The 22807-nt window shown below is 62.6% G+C and carries 20 protein-coding genes; 4 read left to right on the top strand and 16 right to left on the bottom strand.

All coding sequences use genetic code 11. From position 1 onward, the window contains the following. Positions 1-139: 139 nt before the first annotated feature. The 10 genes from pabC to BI343_RS09700 form a co-directional block, all read right to left on the bottom strand. Positions 140-952: an aminodeoxychorismate lyase gene (pabC, locus tag BI343_RS09745; RefSeq protein ID WP_043620868.1), complete on the bottom strand. Its 813-nt coding sequence runs from the start codon at positions 950-952 to the stop codon at positions 140-142. Next, a complete protein-coding gene (locus BI343_RS09740) occupies positions 952-2244 on the bottom strand; it encodes an aminodeoxychorismate synthase component I (RefSeq protein ID WP_071109557.1) in 1293 nt (430 codons plus the stop codon). The genes pabC and BI343_RS09740 overlap by 1 nt, the downstream gene beginning before the upstream one ends. Positions 2245-2381: 137 nt before the next feature. Further along, positions 2382-3623, bottom strand: coding sequence for a beta-ketoacyl-ACP synthase II (gene fabF, locus BI343_RS09735; protein ID WP_071109556.1), 1242 nt, complete (start codon positions 3621-3623; stop codon positions 2382-2384). Positions 3624-3788: 165 nt separating this feature from the next. Then, positions 3789-4028 carry an acyl carrier protein gene (acpP, locus tag BI343_RS09730; RefSeq protein ID WP_043620875.1) on the bottom strand — a complete coding sequence of 80 codons (240 nt, stop codon included), beginning with the start codon at positions 4026-4028 and terminating at the stop codon, positions 3789-3791. A 109-nt stretch (positions 4029-4137) separates the two neighbouring features. Next, entirely contained in the window at positions 4138-4875 is a 738-nt protein-coding gene (gene fabG, locus BI343_RS09725) for a 3-oxoacyl-ACP reductase FabG (RefSeq protein WP_043620878.1), read from the bottom strand. 87 nt (positions 4876-4962) lie between these two features. Then, positions 4963-5892 carry an ACP S-malonyltransferase gene (gene fabD / locus BI343_RS09720; protein WP_071109555.1) on the bottom strand — a complete coding sequence of 310 codons (930 nt, stop codon included), beginning with the start codon at positions 5890-5892 and terminating at the stop codon, positions 4963-4965. Between the two features lie 128 nt (positions 5893-6020). After that, positions 6021-6980 (bottom strand): beta-ketoacyl-ACP synthase III, encoded by a 960-nt coding sequence (locus tag BI343_RS09715; RefSeq protein WP_071109554.1) that lies wholly within the window; start codon positions 6978-6980, stop codon positions 6021-6023. 5 nt (positions 6981-6985) lie between these two features. Beyond that, the gene (gene plsX / locus BI343_RS09710) at positions 6986-8023 is read right to left on the bottom strand and encodes a phosphate acyltransferase PlsX (protein ID WP_043620885.1); all 1038 of its coding nucleotides are present in this window, start codon (positions 8021-8023) and stop codon (positions 6986-6988) included. Positions 8024-8080: 57 nt separating this feature from the next. Next, complete coding sequence (gene rpmF / locus BI343_RS09705) at positions 8081-8260, bottom strand: 50S ribosomal protein L32 (protein WP_011136965.1); 180 nt, start codon at positions 8258-8260, stop codon at positions 8081-8083. A gap of 45 nt (positions 8261-8305) precedes the next feature. Continuing rightward, on the bottom strand, positions 8306-8809 hold the full coding sequence (locus tag BI343_RS09700) for a YceD family protein (protein ID WP_071109553.1): 504 nt from the start codon (positions 8807-8809) through the stop codon (positions 8306-8308). A 118-nt stretch (positions 8810-8927) separates the two neighbouring features. On the opposite strand from BI343_RS09700, the gene BI343_RS09695 reads away from it, so the two are divergent. From BI343_RS09695 to pncB, 3 genes are read left to right on the top strand one after another with little or no spacing between them, the layout of a single operon-like run. Further along, positions 8928-9509, top strand: a complete 582-nt coding sequence (locus BI343_RS09695; RefSeq protein WP_071109552.1) for a Maf family protein — start codon at positions 8928-8930, stop codon at positions 9507-9509. Further along, entirely contained in the window at positions 9506-10210 is a 705-nt protein-coding gene (locus BI343_RS09690) for an SAM-dependent methyltransferase (protein WP_071109551.1), read from the top strand. The genes BI343_RS09695 and BI343_RS09690 overlap by 4 nt, the downstream gene beginning before the upstream one ends. A gap of 12 nt (positions 10211-10222) precedes the next feature. Continuing rightward, positions 10223-11431 carry a nicotinate phosphoribosyltransferase gene (gene pncB / locus BI343_RS09685; RefSeq protein ID WP_071109550.1) on the top strand — a complete coding sequence of 403 codons (1209 nt, stop codon included), beginning with the start codon at positions 10223-10225 and terminating at the stop codon, positions 11429-11431. Here pncB and BI343_RS09680 read toward each other — a convergent pair. Further along, a complete protein-coding gene (locus BI343_RS09680) occupies positions 11409-12290 on the bottom strand; it encodes a Rossmann-like and DUF2520 domain-containing protein (protein WP_071109549.1) in 882 nt (293 codons plus the stop codon). The two genes, pncB and BI343_RS09680, sit on opposite strands and share 23 nt — an antisense overlap. Positions 12291-12861: 571 nt before the next feature. Between BI343_RS09680 and BI343_RS09675 the strand changes: the two genes are divergently transcribed. After that, positions 12862-13947: a porin gene (locus BI343_RS09675; RefSeq protein WP_071109548.1), complete on the top strand. Its 1086-nt coding sequence runs from the start codon at positions 12862-12864 to the stop codon at positions 13945-13947. A 148-nt stretch (positions 13948-14095) separates the two neighbouring features. On the opposite strand, the gene BI343_RS09670 is transcribed toward BI343_RS09675, so the two are convergent. From BI343_RS09670 to gcvP, 5 genes are all read right to left on the bottom strand, one after another. Then, positions 14096-14746, bottom strand: a complete 651-nt coding sequence (locus BI343_RS09670) for a TetR/AcrR family transcriptional regulator (RefSeq protein ID WP_083340893.1) — start codon at positions 14744-14746, stop codon at positions 14096-14098. Positions 14747-15117: 371 nt separating this feature from the next. Next, positions 15118-16701, bottom strand: a complete 1584-nt coding sequence (locus BI343_RS09665; protein WP_071109546.1) for an ABC transporter substrate-binding protein — start codon at positions 16699-16701, stop codon at positions 15118-15120. Positions 16702-16830: 129 nt separating this feature from the next. Then, positions 16831-18819 carry a putative bifunctional diguanylate cyclase/phosphodiesterase gene (locus BI343_RS09660; RefSeq protein WP_043620907.1) on the bottom strand — a complete coding sequence of 663 codons (1989 nt, stop codon included), beginning with the start codon at positions 18817-18819 and terminating at the stop codon, positions 16831-16833. 210 nt (positions 18820-19029) lie between these two features. After that, positions 19030-19674 (bottom strand): class I SAM-dependent methyltransferase, encoded by a 645-nt coding sequence (locus tag BI343_RS09655; protein ID WP_071109545.1) that lies wholly within the window; start codon positions 19672-19674, stop codon positions 19030-19032. A 215-nt stretch (positions 19675-19889) separates the two neighbouring features. Beyond that, positions 19890-22742, bottom strand: a complete 2853-nt coding sequence (gene gcvP / locus BI343_RS09650; protein ID WP_071109564.1) for an aminomethyl-transferring glycine dehydrogenase — start codon at positions 22740-22742, stop codon at positions 19890-19892. Positions 22743-22807: the final 65 nt, after the last annotated feature.

Raw genomic sequence — 22807 nt, 5'->3', positions numbered from 1 at the left:
GTCCGTTGTATCAGCCCATATCCGCCGCGCGCAGGCAAAACGTCTCCGCTCCGGCCAAGCCGGATGGCAGACGATAAGGGAAAGCCCGCCGAGACGGCAGGCGGAACGCGGCGCCGGTTTGTCCCTCCGGCGCCAGGCTTCAGGCTTGTTGTAACAAGGCTTGCCGCAATGCTTGCAGCAAAGGGGAAGGCGTCCAAACGCGCTCGCCCAAGCGGGCCAGCGGCCAGATGCCCATCAGGCTATTGGAGAGAAAGGCCGCGTCAGCGTCAATCAAATCGGCGGCGGAAAGTCGCATTTCTATAAATTCCAGTCCGAAATCAGAAATATTGTCCGTCAACCAATCCCGCACCGCGCCGTTCACGCCATTGCGATCCAGCCGGGGCGTCAGCAGTTGCCGCCCGCGCAGCAGGTAGACATTGCTCATGGTGCCTTCGACCAGCCAGCCGTCCTGATCCAGCAACAACCCTTCCTGAATGGCCGGGTCATCCCATTCGGAACGCGCCAGCACATTCTCCAGCCGGTTCAGATGCTTGACGCCGGCCAGTGCCGGCTGGATGGACAGGCGCAGCTCGCACCAGCGCGCTGTCACGCCCTGCTCGCCATATTCTTGCGGGTAGCCCTGCCATGGCGAAACCGACACGATGCGCGTCGGCGCACGGGCCGCCGACATCGCGTAGCCGCGGGCGCCGGCGCCGCGCGTCAACACGATCTTGGCTACCGCCGACTCATGCTCGCGCCCCAGCGCCATCAGCTCGTCCAGCAGCAACTGCTCGTCCGGTGCCTCCAGCCGCAGCCGCGCCGCGTCGTCGGCCAGCCGCGCGTACTGCCAGCGCCACATCCACGGCCGGCCGCCGCGCAGCCGCAGGGTGCGGAACACGCCGTCGCCGTAATTGAAGCCGCGGTCCAAGGCGGAGACCACTTCGCCCGGCAGGCCGTTGATGAGCATGGCCATCAAGCCTGCTCCACGCCCAGCGCCCTGAGCAGGCCGCGCGCCTTGTGGCGGGTTTCCATCAGCTCGCGCTCGGGGTCGGAATCGGCCACGATGCCGCCGCCGGCGCGGAAGCGCAGCTGGCTGCCTTCCTGCATGAAGGTGCGGATCAGGATGTTGAAGTCCATGCTGCCGTCCCGGTTCAGATAACCCAGGCTGCCGGTGTAGGCGCGGCGCGCGCCGTTTTCCAGTTCGCGGATGATCTGCATGGTGCGCACCTTGGGGCAGCCGGTGATGGTGCCGCCGGGGAACAGCGCGCGCAGCACGTCCGCCGGCGCGACATCGTCGCGCAGCCGGCCGCGCACATTGGATTCGATATGGTGGACATAGGCGTAGCTGGCCACCGCCATCAGCTCATTGACTTCCACCGTGCCCGGCCGGCAGATGCGGCCCAGGTCATTGCGCTCCAGATCGATCAGCATCACATGCTCGGCGCGCTCCTTGATGCTGCTGATCAGCCGCTGTTTCAGCGCGGCGTCCTCCGCCGGGTCCGGCGAGCGCGGATGGGTGCCGGCGATAGGCCGGGTTTCAGCCCAGCCATCCTGCACCCGCACCAAGCGCTCCGGCGACGAACTGACGATCTGCGCGTCGCCAAAGTCCGCCAAAGCCGAGAACGGCGCCGGGTTGGCCCGGCGCAGCGCGGCGTACAGATCCGGCGCGGCGATGCCGTCGGCCAGTTCCGCGCGCCAGCCGCGCGAGATGTTGACCTGAAACACGTCGCCTTCGTAGATGTAGCGCTTGAGACGGAGCACCGCGTCGGTGTACCACTGCGGCGGGTCTTCTTCCAAGGCCGACAGCGCCACCGCCGCCGGCGCAAAAGCCGGCCGCGCGCTGACCAAGCGCTCCAGCTGGTGCCAATCCTCCGCCGTCTCGCCGACCAGCCAGGCTTCGTAGTGGACGCGGTCCACCAACACCGCCGCCGGCGCGCGCGCCCATACCGCCAGCGGGAAGCTATCGGGCAAGGCGGCCGGCACCCGCGGCTCGAACTCGGACAACAGGTCGTAGGCAAGATAGACGAACCAGCCGCCGACAAAGGGCAGTCCATGCGGATTGGCCACCGGCCGCGGCTGGAAGGCGCGCATCTGCTCGAGAAACGCCTGGCCCTCGCCGCTGCGGAATACGCGCCGCTCGCGCTGCATCAGGAGCAAGTCCCAGCCGCTGTCGCCGGACGACTGCATCAAATACGGGAAATTCTCGCGATCGGAAACGTGCAGCGCCAACAAGTCGGGAATGAAATCGAGTTTCTGCGTGAACATCGGGAGTCCTGGGCCGGCAAGGCCCGGCACTGATTTACCACCTCCGCCGGCCAACCTTGCGCACGGCGGCGGAAAAAAGAAAAACCGCTGCGAGTGTAGCGCAGCGGTTAGGTCTGTCAATCGCTTGCGCGACGGTTTTACACGCGCTTGAACACCAGCGTGCCGTTGGTGCCGCCAAAACCGAAGGAATTGGAGATACCCACGTCGATCTTCATTTCACGCGCCGTATTGGCCACGTAATCGAGATCGCAACCGGCTTCCAGATCCTGCTCGACCAGATTGATGGTCGGCGGCGAGATCTGGTTGTGGATGGCCAGAATGGTGTAGATCGCCTCCACGCCGCCGGCGCCGCCCAGCAAGTGGCCGGTCATCGACTTGGTGGAATTGACCACCAGCTTTCCGGCGTGATCGCCGAACGCCATCTTGATGGCGTTGGTCTCGTTGGCGTCGCCCAGCGGCGTGGACGTGCCGTGCGCGTTGACGTACTGCACCTGGTCGGCGTTGATGCCGGCGTCGCGCAGCGCGTTGGCCACGCCACGGGCCGGGCCCTCGGCATTCGGCGCGGTGATGTGATGCGCGTCCGAGCTCATGCCGAAGCCGATCAGCTCGGCATAGATCGTCGCGCCGCGCTTCACCGCATGCTCGTACTCTTCCAGCACCAGCACGCCGGCGCCCTCGCCCATCACGAAACCGTCGCGGCCCTTGTCCCAAGGACGGGACGCGCCAGCCGGATCGTCGTTGCGGGTGGACAGCGCCTTCATCGCGGCGAAGCCGCCGATGCCCAGGCGCGAGATCGCGCCCTCGGCGCCGCCGGCCACCATGATGTCGGCGTCGCCGTACTGGATCAGGCGCGCGGCGTCGCCTATGCAGTGCGCGCCGGTGGTGCAGGCGGACACGATGCCATAGGACGGCCCCTGGAAGCCCTTCAGGATGGACACCTGGCCGGCGATCAGGTTGATCAGCGAGCCCGGAATGAAGAACGGACCGATCTTGCGCGGACCGCCTTCCATCAGCGCCACGCCGGTTTCCTCGATCAGCGGCAAGCCGCCGATGCCGGAACCGATATTGACGCCGACGCGGGTCTTGTCCAGGCCCGGAATGTCATCCAGGCCCGCATCGGCGATGGCCTGGAAGGCAGCGGCGATGCCGTAATGGATGAACAGGTCGTTGCGACGCGCTTCTTTGGGCGAGATGTACTGGGCGATGTCGAAATCCTTGACTTCGCCGGCGATCTGGCACGCCATGTCGCTGGCGTCGAAACGAGTGATCTTGGCGATGCCGCTCTTGCCGGCCAGCAAATTGGCCCAACCGGTGGCGACATCATTGCCGACCGGGGACACATGGCCCAGGCCGGTGACTACTACTCTGCGTTTGGACACGAAGAATCTCCGTGAGAGATGGGAGGGCAGTCTCCCGTTGAAACCAAGCGAGTCGATTGCGCAAGCGCGCAATTCAAACGCACGTTTGGAATCCTCATAACAAAAGAACCTCTGCGGGCGAGCCGAAGCAGCACCGGGCAGAGGTCCTGGTCCCGAAGAAAGGGATTATTTGTTCAGATGAGCGGTGACGAAGTCGATGGCTTGCTGAACGGTCGTGATCTTCTCGGCCTCTTCGTCCGGAATTTCGCACTCGAACTCTTCTTCCAGAGCCATTACCAGCTCAACGGTGTCGAGCGAGTCGGCGCCCAGATCGTCTACGAAGGAGGACTCGGTCTTCACTTCGGCTTCGTTCACGCCCAGTTGTTCGGCGACGATCTTCTTAACGCGCGCTTCGATGTTTTCCATTTGTTTAAACCCTTGACCTTTCTGATTCGGGATCACAAAACCCCGGTATTCTACAAAAAAAAATTAGAGCAGCCTACCTAAATCTCATCCAGGCGTTAGCCGGACCAGTTTATGGCATCAGCATGCCACCGTTTACATGCAATGTCTGACCCGTGATGTACGCGGCCCGATCCGACGCCAAAAATACAACGGCATCGGCGATATCCTTGGCGTCGCCCAGACGGCCCAGGGCGATCTGGCCCACCAGCGCCTCGCGCTGCGCTTCCGGCAGCGCGCGGGTCATGTCGGTGTCGATGAAGCCCGGCGCGACACAGTTGACGGTGATGTTGCGGCTGCCCACCTCGCGCGCCATGGACTTGGTGAAGCCCATGATGCCCGCCTTGGCGGCGGCGTAGTTGGCTTGGCCGGCGTTGCCCATCGCGCCCACCACGGAGGCGATGTTGATGATGCGGCCCGTGCGGGCCTTCATCATGCCGCGCATCACCGCCTTGGACGTCTTGAACACCGACTTCAGATTGGTGTCCATGATGGCGTCCCAATCGTCTTCTTTCATCCGCATCAACAGATTGTCGCGGGTGATGCCGGCATTGTTGACCAGCACGGCGACGGCGCCGAATTCCTTCTCCACCGCCTCCACCAGCGCCTCGACTGCGCCCGCCTCGGTCACGTTCAGCACGCGGCCGGCGCCGCCCTTGCCGGACAGACGCTCATGGATCGCCGCCGCGCCGGATTCCGACGTAGCGGTGCCGATGACGATCGCGCCTTCGGCGGCCAAGGCGTCGGCGATGGCCGCGCCAATGCCGCGGGACGCGCCGGTCACCAGCGCTACTTTGCCCTGCAGACTCATCAATATGTCTCCTTATGGTCGGCGTCCGCCCCATGCAGGACGGATCGCCGCAGGCCGGCCACCGGCCAACCCGCTGTCAATGGGTGCTCAGGCCAGCTCGGCGCTGGCGGCTTCCAGCGAGGCGCGATCAGTCAAGGCCAGGCACTTGACGTTGCCGTCGATGCGCTTGGCCAGGCCCGCCAGCACCTTGCCGGGACCGCATTCCGCCATCAGCAGGATGCCGTCGCCGGCCAGCTTCTGGATGGTTTCGGTCCAACGAACCGGCATGTACAGCTGACGAGTCAGCGCGTCGCGGATTTGCGCCGGATCGCTGTAGCTGGCCACATCGGCATTGTGCAGTACCGGAATGGCCGGCACGTTCAGGTTCACCTCGCGCAGCGCCTCGGCCAGGCGTTCGGCGGCCGGGCGCATCAGCGAGCAGTGCGACGGCACGGAAACCGGCAGCGGCAGCGCGCGCTTGGCGCCCTTGGCCTTGCATGCTTCCATCGCCCGCTCCACCGCGGCCTTGTGGCCGGCGATCACCACCTGGCCCGGCGAGTTGAAGTTGACCGGCTCCACCACCTCGCCCTGCGCCGCCTCCGCGCAAGCGGCGCGGATGTCGTCGTCGGACAGGTTCAGGATGGCGGCCATGGCGCCGGTGCCTGCCGGCACGGCGGCCTGCATCGCTTCCGCGCGCAGGCGCACCAGCTTGATGGCTTCGGCGAACGGCAGCGCGCCAGAGGCCACCAGGGCGGTGTACTCGCCCAGGCTGTGGCCGGCGACTACCGCCGGCTGCTTGCCGTTCAGCTCCTGCCACGCCAGATACGTGGCGTAACCGGCGGCCAGCATGATGGGCTGGGTATTGACGGTGGCGTTGATGGCATCGGCGCTATCGGCCTGCAACATGGCCCACAAATCCACCGACAACGCGTCGGAAGCCTCTTCGAAGGTATGCTGCACGACCGGCAGATCGGCGAAGCCATCCATCATTTTCAGGCTTTGCGAGCCTTGACCGGGAAACAGAAATGCAAAAGTCATTGTCGACTCCACTGAATTCGACGCAAAGGATGACGCAAGACGCCCCTCGCTGCCAAGCCCGCCGATCAAAAAAACCGCTGATAATCGGCGAATCGGCAGCGAAATGCGTTTTTCGCGTCATCCGCTTATCAAAAGATCAGCAGCGCGGCGCCCCAGGCGAAACCGCCGCCTATCCCCTCCAGCAGCACAGTCTGCCCGCGCTGGATGCGGCCATCGCGCACGGCGACGTCCAGCGCCAGCGGGATGGAGGCCGCCGAGGTATTGCCCTGCTCCGGCAAGGTGACGATGACCTTGTCCATGGACAAACCCAGGTGTTTGGCAGTGGATTCGATGATGCGCAGATTGGCCTGGTGCGGCACCAGCCAATCGACGGCGGATTTCTCCACGCCGGCCTCGGCCAGCGTGGACATGGCGATCTCCGACAAGGACTTGACGGCGAATTTGAATACCGCCGGACCGTCCATGTGCAGATACGGCATGCCCTGGATCTTGCCGCCGGAAATCTGCGCCGGCGTATTCAGCAAGCCCTGGTAACGGCCATCGGCCGCCAGCTTGGCATGCAGGATACCCGGCTCGTCGGATGCGCCCAGCACGACTGCGCCGGCGCCGTCGCCGAACAATACGCAGGTGCGGCGGTCATCCCAATCCAGCACGCGCGACATGATCTCCGCCCCCACCACCAGCGCCTTCTTCGCCATGCCGCTCTTGATATAGGCGTTGGCGGTGTTCAGCGCATAGATGAAGCCGGCACAGACGGCCTGCACGTCAAACGCAGGCACGCCGGGCAGACCCAGCTTTTCCTGCAGAATGCAGGCGGTGCTGGGAAAGATCATGTCCGGGGTGGTGGTGGCGACGATGATCAGGTCGATCTCGTCCTTGTCTATGCCAGCGCTGGCGATGGCGGCTTCGGCCGCCCTCAAGGCGAGGTCGCTGGTCTTGTGCTGCTCGTCAGCAATATGGCGCGCGCGGATGCCAGTGCGAGTGACGATCCACTCGTCGCTGGTCTCCACGCGTTCGGCCAATTGCGCATTGGTGAGCACCTGGGACGGCAGGTAGCTGCCGGTGCCGAGAATGCGGGAATAGCCCATGTATGTCAGTTCGCTTCTGCCTCGGATTGCTTGAGGTTGTCTAATTGTTTAGCAACCCGTTCGGCGATGTGACCAATCACGTCGGAGCCGGCCTCCTCGCATGCCTGCGCCAACGCGTAACGGAATCCTGTGACATCGGCGCCGCCGTGGCTTTTCACCACGATGCCGCGCAGGCCCAGCAAGCTGGCCCCGTTGTAGCGGCGCGGATCGATGCGCTTCTTGAAGAGCGCCAGCACCGGCAGCGCGGCCAGCGCGCACAGACGCGTCCACCAGCTGCGGCCGAACTCTTCCTTCAGGAATACGGCGAACATGTGCGCCAGCCCCTCAGCTGTCTTGAGCGCCACATTGCCGGTGAAACCGTCGCAGACTACCACATCCACCGTGCCCTTGCAGATGTCGTCGCCTTCCACGTTGCCGTAGAAATTCAGCTCCGACTGGCGCAGCAGTTCGGCAGTCTTCTTGATGTTGTCGTTGCCCTTGATGTCCTCGCTGCCGATATTCAGCAGGCCGACGCTGGGGTTGGTCTTGCCTTGCAGGCAGGCCATCAGTTCGGAACCCATGATGCCGAACTGCAACAGTTGTTCTGGGGTGCAATCGACGTTGGCGCCCAGATCCAGCACGCAGGAAGTGCCCTTGACATTGGGCAGCAGCTTGGCGATGGCGGGACGGTCGATGCCCGGAATGGTCTTGAGGACGAAACGCGCGGTGGCCATCAGCGCGCCGGTATTGCCGGCGGAGACGGCGGCCTGCGCCTTGCCTTCCTTGACCAGATTGATCGCCACCCGCATCGACGAATCTTTTTTATTCTTGAGGGCGAGCTGAGGTGCCTCGTCCATGCCCACCACCTGGGTGGCATGCTGGATGAGGATGCGCTCACGCACGGCGCCCGCATGCAGGGACAGTTCCGCCTCAAGGGCTGGCTGGTCGCCTACGAGAATCAGATGGGTGTCGGGGTGGTCTTGCAGGAATTGGATCGATGCCGGGACGGTAACCTTGAGGCCAACGTCACCGCCCATAGCATCAACCGCGACGGTGATAGTCATCAACGAGTGCGGTATAAAGTGCCTACCAAAAAAGGAAAGGAAGTGAGGACGGGGAGATTACTCGCCCTTGGTCTTCACAACCTTGCGGCCACGGTAAAAGCCGTTCGGGCTGATGTGGTGGCGCAGGTGGGCTTCGCCGGTGCTGGCTTCAACTGCCAGGGCCGGAGCGGTCAGAAAATCGTGTGCACGATGCATGCCGCGCTTGGACGGGGACTTTTTGTTCTGTTGAACAGCCATGGTCGACTCCTAAGAAATTCAAGTAGATTCTAATGCGAATCAGGGTTACTCGGACTTGGGTCTCTTAAGCGCCGCCAGCACCGCAAACGGGTTGGGCTTGTCAGCCTTGGCGAGCGAGAGAGTATCCCTGCTGCATTCGTCGTGTTTCGGCGAATGCGGCAAGCCCATGATGATTTCGTCTTCGATCAGCGCAATCACGTCCAGTTCGGGTTCGGCGAGAATGGCGTCCAGTTCCTCGTCCTGCTCGCAGGCCTCATCCAGCTTTTCCTGGCTGGCGAACAGCGTGAGCACCGAATCGGTGTCCAGGCAGAACGGCATGCCATCCAGGCAACGCTGGCAGGTGACTTGCAGCCCCGCCGTCAGGCGGATGCGCAGAGCGAGGCGCTGCAACTCGTCGCGAAAGCCGTCGAGCTGGTAGGACACCTCGCCAGAGGTGTCCGACAGGTCGCCATGAACGCGCTCGTCCAGCCCGCCAACCGGCAATGCGCCGGACAGCGAGCGCCCCTCCCGGGCGAACTTGAGCGGATCAATCAAAATCGGTTTAGACATAAACTCCGCATGGTACAATCCATTCCCCTGATTTGTCAAAAGAAACAAGGCAGGCGCAAACCGCCGTCGTCCGCGCCGCGGCAACGGCGCTGCGCCCTGCCGCCACCAGGCTCGAAACATGCACATCGTACTGGCTTCCACCTCCCGTTATCGCCAAGAAATCATCGCCCGCCTGGGCCTGCCTTTCCAAGCCGAACCGCCCATCTGCGACGAAACGCCGCTGGCAGGCGAAACCGCGCTGCAAACGGCGGTGCGCTTAGCCCGCACCAAGGCGCAATCGTTGGCGGGCAAGCACCCGGACGCGCTGATCATAGGCTCCGACCAGGTGGCCTTGCTGGACGGCCAGCAGATCGGCAAGCCCGGCAGCTTCGAAAACGGCGTGGAAATGCTGAAGTGGATGAGCGGCCGCACCGTGGTGTTTCACTCGGCGCTGGCGTTGTACAACAGCCACAGCGGTCGGCTGCAGGAAGGCGTAGGCATCACCCGCGTCACGCTGCGCCAGCTGAGCGAAGCGCAGATCCGCAATTACCTGAGCCGCGAGCCGGACGCCCTGCATTGCGCCGGCAGCGCCAAGAGCGAAGGCCTGGGCGGCGCGCTGCTGGAAAAGGTGGAATCCGACGACCCCAACGCGCTGATAGGCGTGCCGCTGTTCCAATTGATCACCATGCTGGCCAATGAGGGCGTGGAGGTGCTGAAATGAGCGGCACGCTATTCCTGATTCCCGCACCGCTTGGCGATGAAACCGTCGCCTGGCTGCCGGAAGGCGAGCGCGCCAAAGTCGTCCACATCACCCACTTCGTGGTGGAGGCGGAAAAAACCGCGCGCAAGCATCTGAAGGCGCTAGGCGTCTCCGCGCCGATCCGCGAGCTGGCCATGAGCACGCTGAACGAGCATACCAAGGAAGCCGACGTCGCTGCCCTGCTCGCCCCATTGAAGGCCGGCCATGACGTCGGCCTGATCTCCGAGGCCGGCTGCCCGGCCGTGGCTGACCCCGGCGCGCAACTGGTGGCGCTGGCGCACCGCCACGGCATCCGCGTCGAGCCGCTGATCGGCCCCTCGTCCATCCTGCTGGCGCTGATGGCCAGCGGCGCCAACGGCCAATGCTTCGCCTTCCATGGCTATCTGCCGGTGGACGCCGCCGAAAAAGCCAAGCGGGTGAAGGAGCTGGAGCAGCGCTCGCGCCAGCACAACGAGACCCAGCTCTTCATCGAGACCCCCTATCGCAACAATGCGCTGCTGGCGCAGCTGCGCGAGACACTGGCGCCCGGCACCCGGCTTGCGGTAGCCTGCGACCTGACGCTGCCCACGCAGACCATCGTCAGCCATCGCGTGCAGGATTGGCCCAAGGACGCGCCAGACCTGCACAAGCGCCCAGCCATTTTTGTGATCCACGCCGCCTGAAGAAGCGACGCCATGCCCAAGACCAAGCCCATCATCCAGTCGCTGCTGGATACCGACCTGTACAAGTTCACCATGCTACAGGTGGTGCTGCACCAATTCCCGGCCGCGCATGGCGAATACGAGTTTCGCTGCCGCAACCACCCGGGCACGCCGCTGTCGCTACTGAAAGCCCAACTGGAAGAACAACTGGACCTGCTATGCCAGCTGCGCTTCCAGCAGGAGGAGCTGGCTTACCTGCGCGGTCTGCGCTTCATCAAGAGCGATTTCGTCGATTACCTTGAATTGTTCCATCTACAACGCCGCTTCATCAGCGTGACGGAGGAGGGCGAGCAGCTGGCCATCCTGATCAAGGGGCCGATGGTGCAGGCGATGTTCTTCGAGATCTTCGTGCTGGCCATCGTCAACGAGCTGTATTTCCGCCCACTAGGCAGCGAAGCCGTGCTCGAGGAAGGCCGCCGCCGCCTGGAGGCCAAGATCGCCACCCTGGAACGCTTCCAGCGCGAAGAAGCCGCCAGCCAGCGCTTCCCGCTGCTGATCGCCGATTTCGGCACTCGCCGCCGCTTCAGCCGCGATTGGCAAGCCCATGTGGTGGAGCGATTGAACCGTGCGCTGCCGCAAATCTTCCGCGGCACCAGCAATGTGCATCTGGCGCGCAAACTGTGCATCACGCCCATCGGCACCATGGCGCATGAATTCTTCCAGGCCTTCCAGGCGCTGGGCGTGCGGCTGCGCGACTTCCAAAAAGCGGCGCTGGAATCCTGGGTGCAGGAATACCGCGGCGACCTCGGCATCGCGCTGACCGACGTGGTCGGCATGGACGCCTTCCTGGCCGACTTCGATCTTTACTTCGCCAAACTGTTCGACGGCCTGCGCCACGACAGCGGCGATCCTTATATATGGGGCGACAAAGCCATCGCCCATTACCGCAAGCTGCGCATCGACCCAGCCACCAAGATGCTGACCTTCAGCGACGGCCTGACCGTGGACAGCGCGCTGCAACTGCACCGCCATTTCAGCCCGCACATCCAGGTCAGTTTCGGCATCGGCACCCACTTCACCAACGATATGGGACTGGAGCCGCTGCAGATCGTGCTGAAGCTGGTCAGCTGCAACGGCCAGCCTGTGGCCAAGCTGTCCGACAGCCCCGGCAAGATCATGTGCAGCGACGAAACCTTTCTCGCCTACCTGCGCCAGGTCTTCAAGATTCCCGCTCCGCGCTAGACGAACCCGCCAGCAGCGCGCGCAAACGCTGGCGCGCCGGCTCGGCCAGCCGGTCGCCGGCCAGCGCCAGCGTCTGCAACCCCATGGCCCGATACGCCGCTTGCGCGGCCGCATCGGGCAGCACCGCCAGATGGCTGGCCACCGTTTCGGCATCGCCGCGCAGGATAGGCCCGGTCAGCGCCTGATACGGCCCCAAGGCCAGCGCATTGCCCAGCGTCTGCCGCATCAAGCCGCCTAGTAGATCGCCAAGCAGCTCGGCCGGCACCCCGGCCTGCCGCTCCAAGCCCTCCGCCATCGCCGTCAACGCCACCAAATAATTGGAAGCCACCGACAAACCGGCGTGATAAGCCGCCTTGCCGCCCGGCGCCAGCCGGAACGGCCGGCCGCCCAGCAGCCGCGCCAGCTCTTCCAAACGGGCGCAGGCAAGCTCATCGCCCTCCACGGCGCACAGCGTCCCGGCAAAACCCGCCACCGCCCGCTCAGGATCGGCAAAAGAAAATGCCGGGTGCAGGCTGGCCAGCAACACCCCCCGCTCCGCCAGCGGCGCCAACAGCGAAGCCTCGCAAGCGCCGCTGGCATGAAACACCACGCTGCCGGCAGGCGCCGCGCCCGTATTCGCCAACGCGCGCGCGCAGTCGGCAATGGCCGCATCCGGCACCGCCAGCAAATAAAAATCAGCCGGCACCAGCGCGCGCCAATCCGCCACCACCCGCCCCGCGCCGATGAAGTCGCGCGCCATCGCCAAGGAGGCCTCACTGCGCCCAGCCACATCCACCACCCGGCAAGCGCCAGACAAATGCGCCAACCGGGCCAAGCTGCGCCCAACCCGGCCCGCGCCAATCACACTCAGTGCAACCATATATATAGATTCCCATCCGCCAGACCTTGCCACCCCGGCAAGAATGGCCGGAATGCAACAGTTTCACACCGAAACACCATAGAAGACTTATCACTTACTTATATTTAAAAACAAAAACTTAACACAAACATCTTCATAAAAACGAAACACCATTGGAACAATTGCTCCATTTACATAGTTTCCGCTTTCTTTTAATATGTTCGCTAGCGAATTCAAGTAGATGCAATCCGCACCGCCTGGATTCACTTCAAGTCACGTTGATTTTTCAAGCCCGCCCTCAAACGCGGGCTTTTTTTTATCCAATTACAGCTACCCATGCCGTGTAAACCATTGTAAAACGGCACTACCTGCGCTTTGATGTATTTTTGCAACAAAAATAGGCCACTACAGACCCAACATTACAAACCAATACTATTCAATAACTTACCAGCAGCAAAAACGAATTCTGCGTTCGCAGAAACCCAACACAAGTTGCTCATCAGCAACACTTCCCAGTCCTCATAGTTGCATTTTCACAACCCAGCCAATAGCATTTGCTCACATTCCTAAACCAACTAAGGATGACTTGACCATGAAAAAAAGTCTGATCGCCCTGCTGGTAGCCTCCATGCCGGCTGCCGCTTTTGCTGACGTAACCATCTACGGCGCCATCAAGGCTGGCGTTGAAAACGTTGATAACGGTACCAAAAAGACCAACATCGACGACCTGGGCTCCCGTATCGGCTTCAAGGGTTCCGAAGATCTCGGCAACGGCCTGAAGGCTATCTGGCAAGTTGAAAGCGGTTTCGCCATCGACGGCAACAAGGACCAATACAGCGCCTCCAGCTCCGGCACTTTCGCCAGCCGCAACTCCTTCCTGGGCCTGCAAAGCAACCTGGGTACCCTGCGCTTCGGTAATGTGTCCAACTTCCAAGACAGCGACATGGGCGTGGTTGACACCTGGTCCTACAACAACGCTGCCCTGGGTCTGGGCATCTTCACTCGCGACGGCGCTCGCCTGAAGAATTCCGTACGCTATGACCTGCCGGCTATCGTTCCTGGCCTGACCGCTGCCTTCCAATACGGCACCAAGGAAGACAAGAGCGCCAAGAGCCAAGATCGTGAAACCTACAACCTGGGTCTGGGCTACGAAAACAGTGGCTTCTTCGGCAAGTACGACTACCAGTACGAAAGCCACGTTGCTAGCGGCGTGGAACTCAGCAACAAGGGCAACCGCAAGCACCAACTGGAAGTTGGCTACAATGCTAACAACCTGTTCGTAGGCTTCGGCTACAAGCAAAGCCAAGGCGACGTGACCACCACTGCTCTGAGCGCGCTGGCCACTCCGGCTCAAGTGACCGCCATTCAAGGCGTGTTGGGCAACGGCGTTGAGTTCAAGACCACCGAATACGCATTGACCGCTGGCTACACCTTCGGCGCCATCACTCCGAAGTTCACCTACGCTCACGGCGACAACGTGAAAGTTCAAGGCGTATCCCAAGACAACACCAAGTACGACCAATTCGTACTGGGTGCTGATTATGCTCTGTCCAAGCGCACCACCGTTGGCGCGCAATACGGCGAAATCAAGCTGGGCAACAATGCTGCTGCTCTGCTGCTGAGCAACGGCAACACCAAGATCAAGTCCTTCGGCCTGAACATGGTTCACAACTTCTAATTCAACGGTTCGACGCAAGAACCTGCGAACGCAGAAGCAGAAAAGACCCGCCTTGGCGGGTCTTTTTCTATGGCCAAACGAAAACACATTCAACGGCCAAAGAAAAACCGCTGCGCGAGGCAGCGGTTTTTTTGCAATCAACCCGACATCAGAACGGCAGCTGGTACACCGGGTTGCGCGTATCCGCGCCCTCTTCCCGTATCCGCTCCAGTTCCGAGCGCAGCGCGGCCTGCAGCCACTGCTCGCGCATCCTGTCGCCTTCCGGATGCTCGGCCAGCGTGCGGTACAGCGCCATGCCATGCATGGTGGTCATCATGGTCAGCAGCGTGGCGAAAAAACCGGTGGAAATGGCGTAGCGCGGGAACAGCGAGGCCATCAAGGCGACGAAGCGGTCGCGGAAATAGGTGCTGGCGCTGCCGAGGAAAATATCGCGCAAGTCCGGCGTCGTCCGGGCCGCCATCAGCAATTCCAGCAGCACGATGTGGCGCGGCGACATCACCAGCGCCCGCATCAGCCCGACGATGCGCTCCTCCTCCGCCATGCCTGGCGGCTGCTGGCCAGCCAGCGTCAGCGCGGCGTCGAAGATATCGTCCACCACCTTGCGTCCCACCGGCAGCATCAGCTCGTTCTTGGTGGCGAAATGACGGAACAGCGCGCCTTGCGACACGCCGGCGCGGCTGCAGATCAGTTGTACGCTGGTGCCGTGATAGCCGCACTCCATCAGGCATTCTATCGCCGCCTCCACCAGTTTCCCTATGGTGGACTCCCTGCGGCTTTGCTGTGTTCGTCTGGTTTGCATCTATTGTTTTATCATTTATCGTCCCAAGTCCGCCGCATGATACGCGAAACCGCGCATCCAAGCGAGGGTGGGCACATTCTAAGAACAAGCTAGACACGCCAATAGCCCGGCGCTCCTCTCTCCCCTGGCGGCCGCTGAAAGCGGCAGCCGCCAACACAATACTACCAAAATCAATGGCGCTGCATACAAGCTGATTTTGCGGCGCAATGCGCCGCCATAGGGGGGATCAGGCGAGCGGCGCGCAAGATCGGACGGCCGTGGCGCAGAGAATGCGCCGACTTCGGGCTGCCCGCCTTGCGCGCCGGCAAGGAATCATCAAAAAAGCGACTGCTCTATTTCAAAAAATCGCTTTCCGACCAATGCAGCGAAAACTACTTCAGCGCCGCCGCGGAGAAGTCGACCCGGCCGTACGGATTGACCGCAAAGCCGCTGACTTCCTTGCGAGCCAAGACATAGGCCGTGGGATGCGCCAGCGGCAGCCATAGCGCCTGGTCATGGATGAGGCGCTGCGCCGACTGATACAGCTTACCGCGCGCCTTGAAATCAGCGGTCTTCTTGCCGTCGCTGATCAGCTTGTCCAAGCGCGCATCGCAATGGCGGGCGAAATTGGTGCCGGACTGTACCGCCGAGCAAGAAAACTGCGGCGTCAGGAAGTTGTCCGGATCGCCGTTGTCGCCGGCCCAGCCCATGAACAGCATCTGGTGCTCGCCCGCCTTGCCGCGCTTGATCAGCTCGCCCCACTCCAGCACTTGAATCCTCAGGCGGATGCCGACCTTGGCCAGATCCGCCTGCAGCATTTCCGCGCCGGCCTTGGGGCTGGGGTTCAGCGTGCTGCCGCTGGGCCGGACCCAGACATCGATATCGAAACCGTCCGGATAGCCGGCCTGCGCCAGCAGCTTCTTGGCCTGCGCCGGATCGTAAGGATAAGGCTTGATGGTTTTGTCGTAGCTCCAGGTATTGGGCGGATACACCAGATTGGCGGCAATCGCGCCATTGCCGAACACCGCTTTCAGATAGCTGGCTTTATCGAAGGCCAGATTGATCGCCTGCCGCACCTGCGGATTGTCCAGCGGCTTCTTCTGGCTGTTGAAGGCGACGAAAGCCGTCATGAAAGCCGGCGTCTGCCACACACGCAAGCGGGCGTCAGCCTGCGCCGACTGCACGTCCTGCGGCTTCGGCGACAGCGCGATCTGGCATTCGCCGGCGCGCAGCTTTTGCAAGCGCACGCTGGAATCCGGCGTGATGGCGTAGATCAGCGCCGACACCTTGGGCTTGGCGCCGAAGTAGGCTGGATTCGGCGCGTAGCGCACCAGCGCGTCCTTGACGAAGCTCTTGAGAATGAACGGGCCGGTGCCGATGGGCTTGCTGTTGAGTTCGGCGGTTTTGCCCGCCGCCAGCAGCTGCGCCGCGTATTCGGCAGAATAGATGGAGGCGAAGCCCATGGTCAGGCTGGATAGAAAAGTCGCCTCGGGGTAGTTCAGCTCGAAGCGCACGGTTTGCGCATCCAGCTTGCGTACGGCCTTGATCAGCTTGGGAAACTGCATGGCCTGGGCGTGCGGATAACCGGCAGGCGCGGTTTTGTACCAAGGATTGTCCGGGTTCAGCATGCGATCGAAGGTGAACGCCACATCGTCGGCGTTCAGCTTGCGCGTGGGCTTGAAGTAGTCGGTGGAATGGAAGACCGCGTCAGTACGCAGATGAAAGGTGTAGGATAGGCCATCCGGGCTGGCCTCCCAGCTGCGCGCCAAGCCGGGGCGCAGCTTGCCCGCGGCGGCATCGTATTCCACCAGCCGGCTCATCAGCACATCGGCGGAGGCATTGGTAGTGACCAGGGAGTTGTATTGCACCACATCGAAGCCTTCTGGATTCGCGTCGGTGCAAATGGTGAGCGGCTTGGCGGCCATGGCGCCCAGCGGCAACCAGGCCGCCAGCAGGGCGGCTGACAGAACCTTCATGGCATTCTCCTTACGACGCCCGTCAACATGCCGGGCGCATGATTCGCAATAGGTTAAGCCAATCCGGCATGAAAACCAACGAATTAATCAGGCTAAGGAAATAAGCGCCCGTTCAAAACGGGCACCCGGCTACATCACCAATTGCGCGAACAGATTGGCCGGCAAGGCCGGGCTGCATAGGAAGCCCTGGTACTCCTGACAGCCGCGCTCCGCCAGCCAGCGCAGTTGCTGCGACGTCTCCACCCCCTCCGCCACCATGTTCAGCCCCATCATGCGGCATAGCGTGGTGATCATCTCGGCAATGGCCGGCCGCCGCTCCAGATCGGCGACAAAAGAACGGTCTATCTTCAGCGAGGTCAATGGGTAGCGCTGCAGATAGGCCAGATTGGAGTAGCCAGTGCCGAAGTCGTCCACCGCGATGCGCACGCCCAGCGCGCGCAGCGACTGCAGCGTGCGCATGGTTTGCTCGTCATCGCCCAGCAGCACCGACTCGGTGATTTCCAGCTCCAGCTTTTCCGGCTGGCAGCCGCTGTCGCGCAAGGCCTGCGCCACCATCTCAGACAGCGCCGGATCGACGAACTGGCTGGGCGACAGATTGACCGACACCATCAGGTCCAGGCCGCGCTCGCGCCATTGGCGCTGCTGGCGGGCCGCCTGGGACAGGATCTGCCGGCCCAGTTCGCGCACCATGCCGCAGTCTTCGCACAAGGGGATGAAGGCATCCGGCATCAGCATGCCGCGCATCGGATGTTGCCAGCGCGCCAGGGCCTCGGCGCCGACGATGCGGCCGCTGGCCACATCGACGCGCGGCTGGAAGTAAGCGACGAATTCGCCGCCATCCAGGCCGCGCCGGATATCGCGCTCCATCGCCAGCTGCGCCTGGCTGCGTTCTTCGAGCACCGGCGCGAAGAACATCAGATTGTTGCGGCCGGCGTCCTTGGCGGCGTACATGGCCAAGTCGGCGTGGCGCATCATCTGTTCGATGTCCAGCCGCCCCTCGCCGCACACGCTGATGCCGATGGAGGCCGAAACGCTGATATCCATGCCGCCCAGCCGCATGGGCATCGCCAGACTTTGCAAAATTCGAAGCCCCAAGGCCTCGGCCCGCTGCGCCACATCCGGCGCCGCCAGCATCACCAGGAATTCGTCGCCGCCCAGGCGGGCCACTTTCTCATCGTGCCCCAGCAGTTGCGACAAGCGGCCGCTCATGCGGATCAGCATCTCGTCCCCGCTGGCGTGGCCCAGGGAGTCGTTGACGTTCTTGAAGCGGTCCAGGTCGATGAACATCAAGGCCACCTGGCGGCCATCGCGCAGGGCTTGCTGCAAATACGGCAGCAACTCGCTGCGTATGCCGTTGCGGTTGGGCAGGCCGGTCAGCACGTCATGGTTGGCGAGGAAGCTGGCGCGCGCCTCGGCGTGCTTCAGATCGGTGATGTCCACTTCCGTGACCAGCAGCGCGTCCTGGCCCGATACCCCGTCGCGGCACGCGCGCACGGCGATTTCATGCCAGCGCATGCCCTGGCGGGTGTGCACCTGGGCCAGCTGTCTCGCCTCGCCGGCGGCCGCCACTCCCTGCTGCAGGGTTTGCCAGTCGCCATCATGAATGAAATGCTGGCGCCAGGTTTCGCTGGCATAGGCCACCTTGGCGCGGGCCGACGGGTTGCGGTACAACACCATGCCGGCGGAGTCGTACAAGGTGACCAGCATGGAGGTATGCATCAGCGCTTCGGCGCTGCGCAGCGTGGCGGGATCGGTGGATAGCGTGTTCTGCGCCTCGCAGAACATCATCATCCGGCCTTCCACCTGAATGCCGCGGAAAACGACTTTCAGCTGCCGCGGCAGGCCTTTGGGGTAAAGCGTCCAGCTCTCGGTGAACACGGCATTGTCGCGCTCGAAATCCTGTTGATACTGGCTGAGCCGCTGCGCCACGGATACCGACATATCGCGCGACATGTCGCGCGCGCATAATTCCTGCAGGCTATCCGCGCCCCATACTTCCAGAGCGGCCGGATTGGCCCAGAATACGCGTTTGTTATCGATATCGAACACCCAAACCGGCAGGCTCAAAGCCTCCAGCATCGGCAAATTGTCTCCCTGCCAGGAGATGACGTTCTTCATCGGCATGATTGCCGTTAACCTTTTATTTATTCATCAAAAAACCGGCTCGCCGTCTATCGGCAAGGCTTGCCATTGTAGCAAACGAGATCGCCCGCGCTGCTGTTATTTTGCGCAGCCGGCATTTTCACCGCTGCAATTTCGGCAAACAGGCGTTTCAGTTGCAGAATGAAAAAGCAGGGCGCTCGCCCTGCTTGAATGATGCGAATATCTTTAATTGATCGGTTTGCGAGCAAACAATCTGGCCATGCTGTGGTGATGACGCCAGCCATGGCTGAGATCGAGCGCATACTCTTCCTGATAGGCCAAGGCCTCTAGTTGAGAAAACTGCGCTCTCAGCTCGCCGGAACGGTAGTAATGCCGGATATAAGCGGCGGTTTCGCTGGCGCGCCCTCCGCGGCCGCAACAGCCCGGATCATCCACCAGGAAGACCGAGGCGAATAAAAAGCCGCCTGGCGCAAGGCCCGACACCATGGCTTGCGCCAACTTGGCGCCCGCTTCCTCGCTCAAATGATCCAGCAGGGTGTAAGCCACAATGATCTGATAATGCTGCGGCTCGATATCCGCCTCCGCCATATTGGCCAGATCGGCCACACTTCCGTTGACGTCGAGTTGCAGCTCGTCGGCCAGCCCGCTCAGACGCGCCACCGCCTCCGCAGACTGATCCAACCCGCGCATGGAAAAACCGCGGCGCGCCAGATACAGGGCATTGCGTCCTTGGCCGCATCCCAGGTCCAGCCCGACGCCCTCTCCTTTCACATTGTACTTATCCAGATAATAAATCAGGGACAGGGCTGGCCGGTCCCCATAGAACGACGCATTGCTGCGATAAAAACCATCAAAATCCGCGGCACCCATATATATTCCCCTGCTCACACACTCCCAAAAACAAGCGCCGATAAGGCAAATCATCGGCTGGTGGAAACTACTTACTAGTAATAGTTCTTGTGGGAAATTGTTACTACTTAGATATACATACTAAGTATTTACACCTAAACAATGGCCTATAAGGAAAAGAAAAACCCCGTCAGGCCGCACGCCGGACGGGGTCGTTTACAGTTGGTAGACGAGTGTTACTGATAGTTGTCTATGCTCGGGCAGCTGCACTGCACGTTGCGATCGCCATAAACGTCGTCGATGCGGTTCACGCTCGGCCAGAACTTGTTCTCCAGCACATAAGGCAGCGGGAACAGACCCTGCTCGCGGCTGTACGGGCGGTCCCAGTCGCCGGCGATGTCCGCCTTGCTGTGCGGCGCGTTGACGAGCGGATTGTTGTCCGCCGGCCACACGCCGTTCTGCACCTGGTCGATCTCGGCGCGGATGGACGCCATCGCCGCGATGAAGCGGTCCAGCTCGGCCTTAGGCTCGGATTCGGTCGGCTCTATCATCAGCGTGCCCGGCACCGGGAAGCTCATGGTCGGCGCGTGGAAGCCGTAGTCCATCAGGCGCTTGGCCACGTCCACTTCGGTGACGCCGGAGGCGGCCTTCAGCGGGCGCAGGTCGATGATGCACTCGTGGGCAACGCGGCCGTTGGCGCCGGTGTACAGCACCGGGAAATGCTCGGAGAGGCGGGTGGCCAGGTAGTTGGCGGACAGCAAGGCGTTTTCCGTCGCCTGCTTCATGCCTTCCGCGCCCATCATGGCGATGTACATATACGAGATCGGCAGGATGGAAGCCGAGCCGAACGGCGCGGCGGAGACTGCGGTCTGGCCCTCTTCCGCGCCCGGCACCGAAGCCACCACGTGGTTGGCCATAAACGGCGCCAGGTGCGCCTTGAGGCCGATCGGCCCCATGCCCGGCCCGCCGCCGCCGTGCGGGATGCAGAAGGTCTTGTGCAGGTTCATATGCGACACGTCGGCGCCGATGTCGGCCGGGCGGGTCAGTCCCACCTGCGCATTCAGGTTGGCGCCGTCCATATACACCTGGCCGCCGTGGGCATGAACGATCTCGCAGATCTCTTTGATCGCCTGCTCGAACACGCCATGGGTGGACGGATAGGTGATCATCAGCGCGGCCAGGTTGGCGGCGTGCTGCTCGGCCTTGGCCTTCAGGTCGGCCACGTCGACGTTGCCGGCCTCGTCGCACTTCACCACCACCACCTGCATATTCATCATCTGCGCGGTGGCCGGATTGGTGCCATGCGCCGATTGCGGGATCAGGCAGATATTGCGATGGCCTTCGCCGCGCGACTCATGGTAACGGCTGATCGCCAACAGACCGGCGTATTCGCCCTGGGCGCCGGAATTCGGCTGCATCGAGATCGCGTCGAAGCCAGTGATCGCCTTCAACTGCCTCTGCAAGCCCTCGATCAGCTCCAGATAGCCCACGGTCTGCTCGCGCGGCGCGAACGGATGCATATTGGCGAATTCCGGCCAGGTGATCGGGATCATCTCGCTGGTGGCGTTCAGCTTCATGGTGCAGCTGCCCAGCGAGATCATCGAGTGGTTCATCGCCAGGTCGCGGTTTTCCAGCTTCTTCATATAGCGCAGCATCTCGTGCTCGCTATGATGGGTGTTGAACACCGGGTGGGTCAGGATGGCCGATTCGCGCTTCAGCGCGGCCGGGATTGCGTCCTGGGCGGCGGCGTCCAGGGCGGCGATGTCGGCCGGCTTGCCGGTGAACAGCTCGATCAGCTTAGCGAGGTCCGCCTCGGTGGCGGCTTCGTGGAAAGCCACGCCCAGCACGGTCTTGCCGACGCGGCGCAGGTTGTAGCCGGCCGCCAGCGCGGCGGCGTAGATGGCGTCGGCTTTAGGGGCGTCCACCTGCACGGTGTCGAAGAAGCGGTCGAACGCCAGCTTGCCGCCGGCGGCTTGCACCGCGTGGGCGAAGATGGCGGCCAGGCGATGAATGCGGGCGGCGATGCGCTTGACGCCTTCCGGGCCGTGATAGACGGCATACAGGCCGGCGATATTGGCCAGCAGCACCTGGCTGGTGCAAATGTTGGAGTTGGCCTTCTCGCGGCGGATGTGCTGCTCGCGGGTCTGCAGCGCCATGCGCAGCGCGGTCTTGCCCTTGGCGTCGATGGACACGCCGATGATGCGGCCCGGCGCGGAGCGCTTCATCTCGTCCTTGAAGGCGAAGTAAGCCGCGTGCGGGCCGCCGAAGCCCATCGGCACGCCGAAGCGTTGAGTATTGCCCAGCGCGATGTCGGCGCCCATCTCGGCCGGCGATTTCAGCGCAACCAGCGCCATCACGTCGGCGGCGACGGCGACGATGCCGCCCTTGGCCTTGACGGCGGCGATGTGCGGGGTCAGATCGATCAGATCGCCGGCCTCGCCCGGATACTGGAACAGCGCGCCGAAGTAGTCGCCATTGCCGGCCTCTTCCGGATGGCCTGGCACCAGCTCGAAGCCGAAGTATTTGGCGCGCGTCTTCATCACGTCCAGCGTCTGCGGCAGCACGCGGCTGTCGACGAAGAAGCTGACGGATTTGGACTTGGACACGCGCTTGGCCATCGCCATCGCTTCGGCGGCGGCGGTGGCTTCGTCCAACAGCGAGGCATTGGCCATTTCCAGGCCGGTCAGGTCGATGACCATCTGCTGGAAGTTCAGCAGCGCCTCCAGCCGGCCCTGGGCGATCTCGGCCTGGTACGGAGTATAGGCGGTGTACCAGCCCGGATTTTCCAGCACATTGCGCAGGATGACATTCGGCGTCAGCACCGGGTAGTAGCCCAGACCGATGAAGGACTTGTTGACCACGTTCTTGCTGGCAACTACCTTCAAGGCGGCCAGCGCCTCGGCCTCAGGCTGCGGCGACGGCAGGTCCAGGCGGCGGTTCAGGCGGATATCGGCCGGCAGGGTCTGGTCGACCAGCGCATCGATGGATGGCGCGCCGATGGCGGCCAGCATCTCGGCGCGCTCGGCGTCATTGGGGCCGATGTGGCGGGAGAGGAATTCGTGACGATTGAAGAGTACAGTGAGCGACATGACGATCATTCCATTTTTAGCCACGGAAGCACACGGAAAAGCACGGACAAATCAGCTTACACTCC

It is taken from the genome of Chromobacterium amazonense, from assembly GCF_001855565.1.
Lineage (GTDB): Bacteria > Pseudomonadota > Gammaproteobacteria > Burkholderiales > Chromobacteriaceae > Chromobacterium > Chromobacterium amazonense.
The sequence above is the reverse complement of the archived record's forward strand: the minus strand, read 5'-3'. Positions and strand labels throughout refer to the sequence as shown.

Coding starts and splice junctions, on each gene's coding strand:
- pabC (WP_043620868.1), bottom strand. CDS start 952: ATGGCCATGCTCATCAACGGCCTGCCGGGCGAAGTGGTCTCCGCCTTG.
- BI343_RS09740 (WP_071109557.1), bottom strand. CDS start 2,244: ATGTTCACGCAGAAACTCGATTTCATTCCCGACTTGTTGGCGCTGCAC.
- acpP (WP_043620875.1), bottom strand. CDS start 4,028: ATGGAAAACATCGAAGCGCGCGTTAAGAAGATCGTCGCCGAACAACTG.
- fabG (WP_043620878.1), bottom strand. CDS start 4,875: ATGAGTCTGCAGGGCAAAGTAGCGCTGGTGACCGGCGCGTCCCGCGGC.
- fabD (WP_071109555.1), bottom strand. CDS start 5,892: ATGACTTTTGCATTTCTGTTTCCCGGTCAAGGCTCGCAAAGCCTGAAA.
- BI343_RS09715 (WP_071109554.1), bottom strand. CDS start 6,980: ATGGGCTATTCCCGCATTCTCGGCACCGGCAGCTACCTGCCGTCCCAG.
- plsX (WP_043620885.1), bottom strand. CDS start 8,023: ATGACTATCACCGTCGCGGTTGATGCTATGGGCGGTGACGTTGGCCTC.
- rpmF (WP_011136965.1), bottom strand. CDS start 8,260: ATGGCTGTTCAACAGAACAAAAAGTCCCCGTCCAAGCGCGGCATGCAT.
- BI343_RS09700 (WP_071109553.1), bottom strand. CDS start 8,809: ATGTCTAAACCGATTTTGATTGATCCGCTCAAGTTCGCCCGGGAGGGG.
- BI343_RS09695 (WP_071109552.1), top strand. CDS start 8,928: ATGCACATCGTACTGGCTTCCACCTCCCGTTATCGCCAAGAAATCATC.
- BI343_RS09690 (WP_071109551.1), top strand. CDS start 9,506: ATGAGCGGCACGCTATTCCTGATTCCCGCACCGCTTGGCGATGAAACC.
- pncB (WP_071109550.1), top strand. CDS start 10,223: ATGCCCAAGACCAAGCCCATCATCCAGTCGCTGCTGGATACCGACCTG.
- BI343_RS09680 (WP_071109549.1), bottom strand. CDS start 12,290: ATGGTTGCACTGAGTGTGATTGGCGCGGGCCGGGTTGGGCGCAGCTTG.
- BI343_RS09675 (WP_071109548.1), top strand. CDS start 12,862: ATGAAAAAAAGTCTGATCGCCCTGCTGGTAGCCTCCATGCCGGCTGCC.
- BI343_RS09670 (WP_083340893.1), bottom strand. CDS start 14,746: ATGCAAACCAGACGAACACAGCAAAGCCGCAGGGAGTCCACCATAGGG.
- BI343_RS09665 (WP_071109546.1), bottom strand. CDS start 16,701: ATGAAGGTTCTGTCAGCCGCCCTGCTGGCGGCCTGGTTGCCGCTGGGC.
- BI343_RS09660 (WP_043620907.1), bottom strand. CDS start 18,819: ATGAAGAACGTCATCTCCTGGCAGGGAGACAATTTGCCGATGCTGGAG.
- BI343_RS09655 (WP_071109545.1), bottom strand. CDS start 19,674: ATGGGTGCCGCGGATTTTGATGGTTTTTATCGCAGCAATGCGTCGTTC.
- gcvP (WP_071109564.1), bottom strand. CDS start 22,742: ATGTCGCTCACTGTACTCTTCAATCGTCACGAATTCCTCTCCCGCCAC.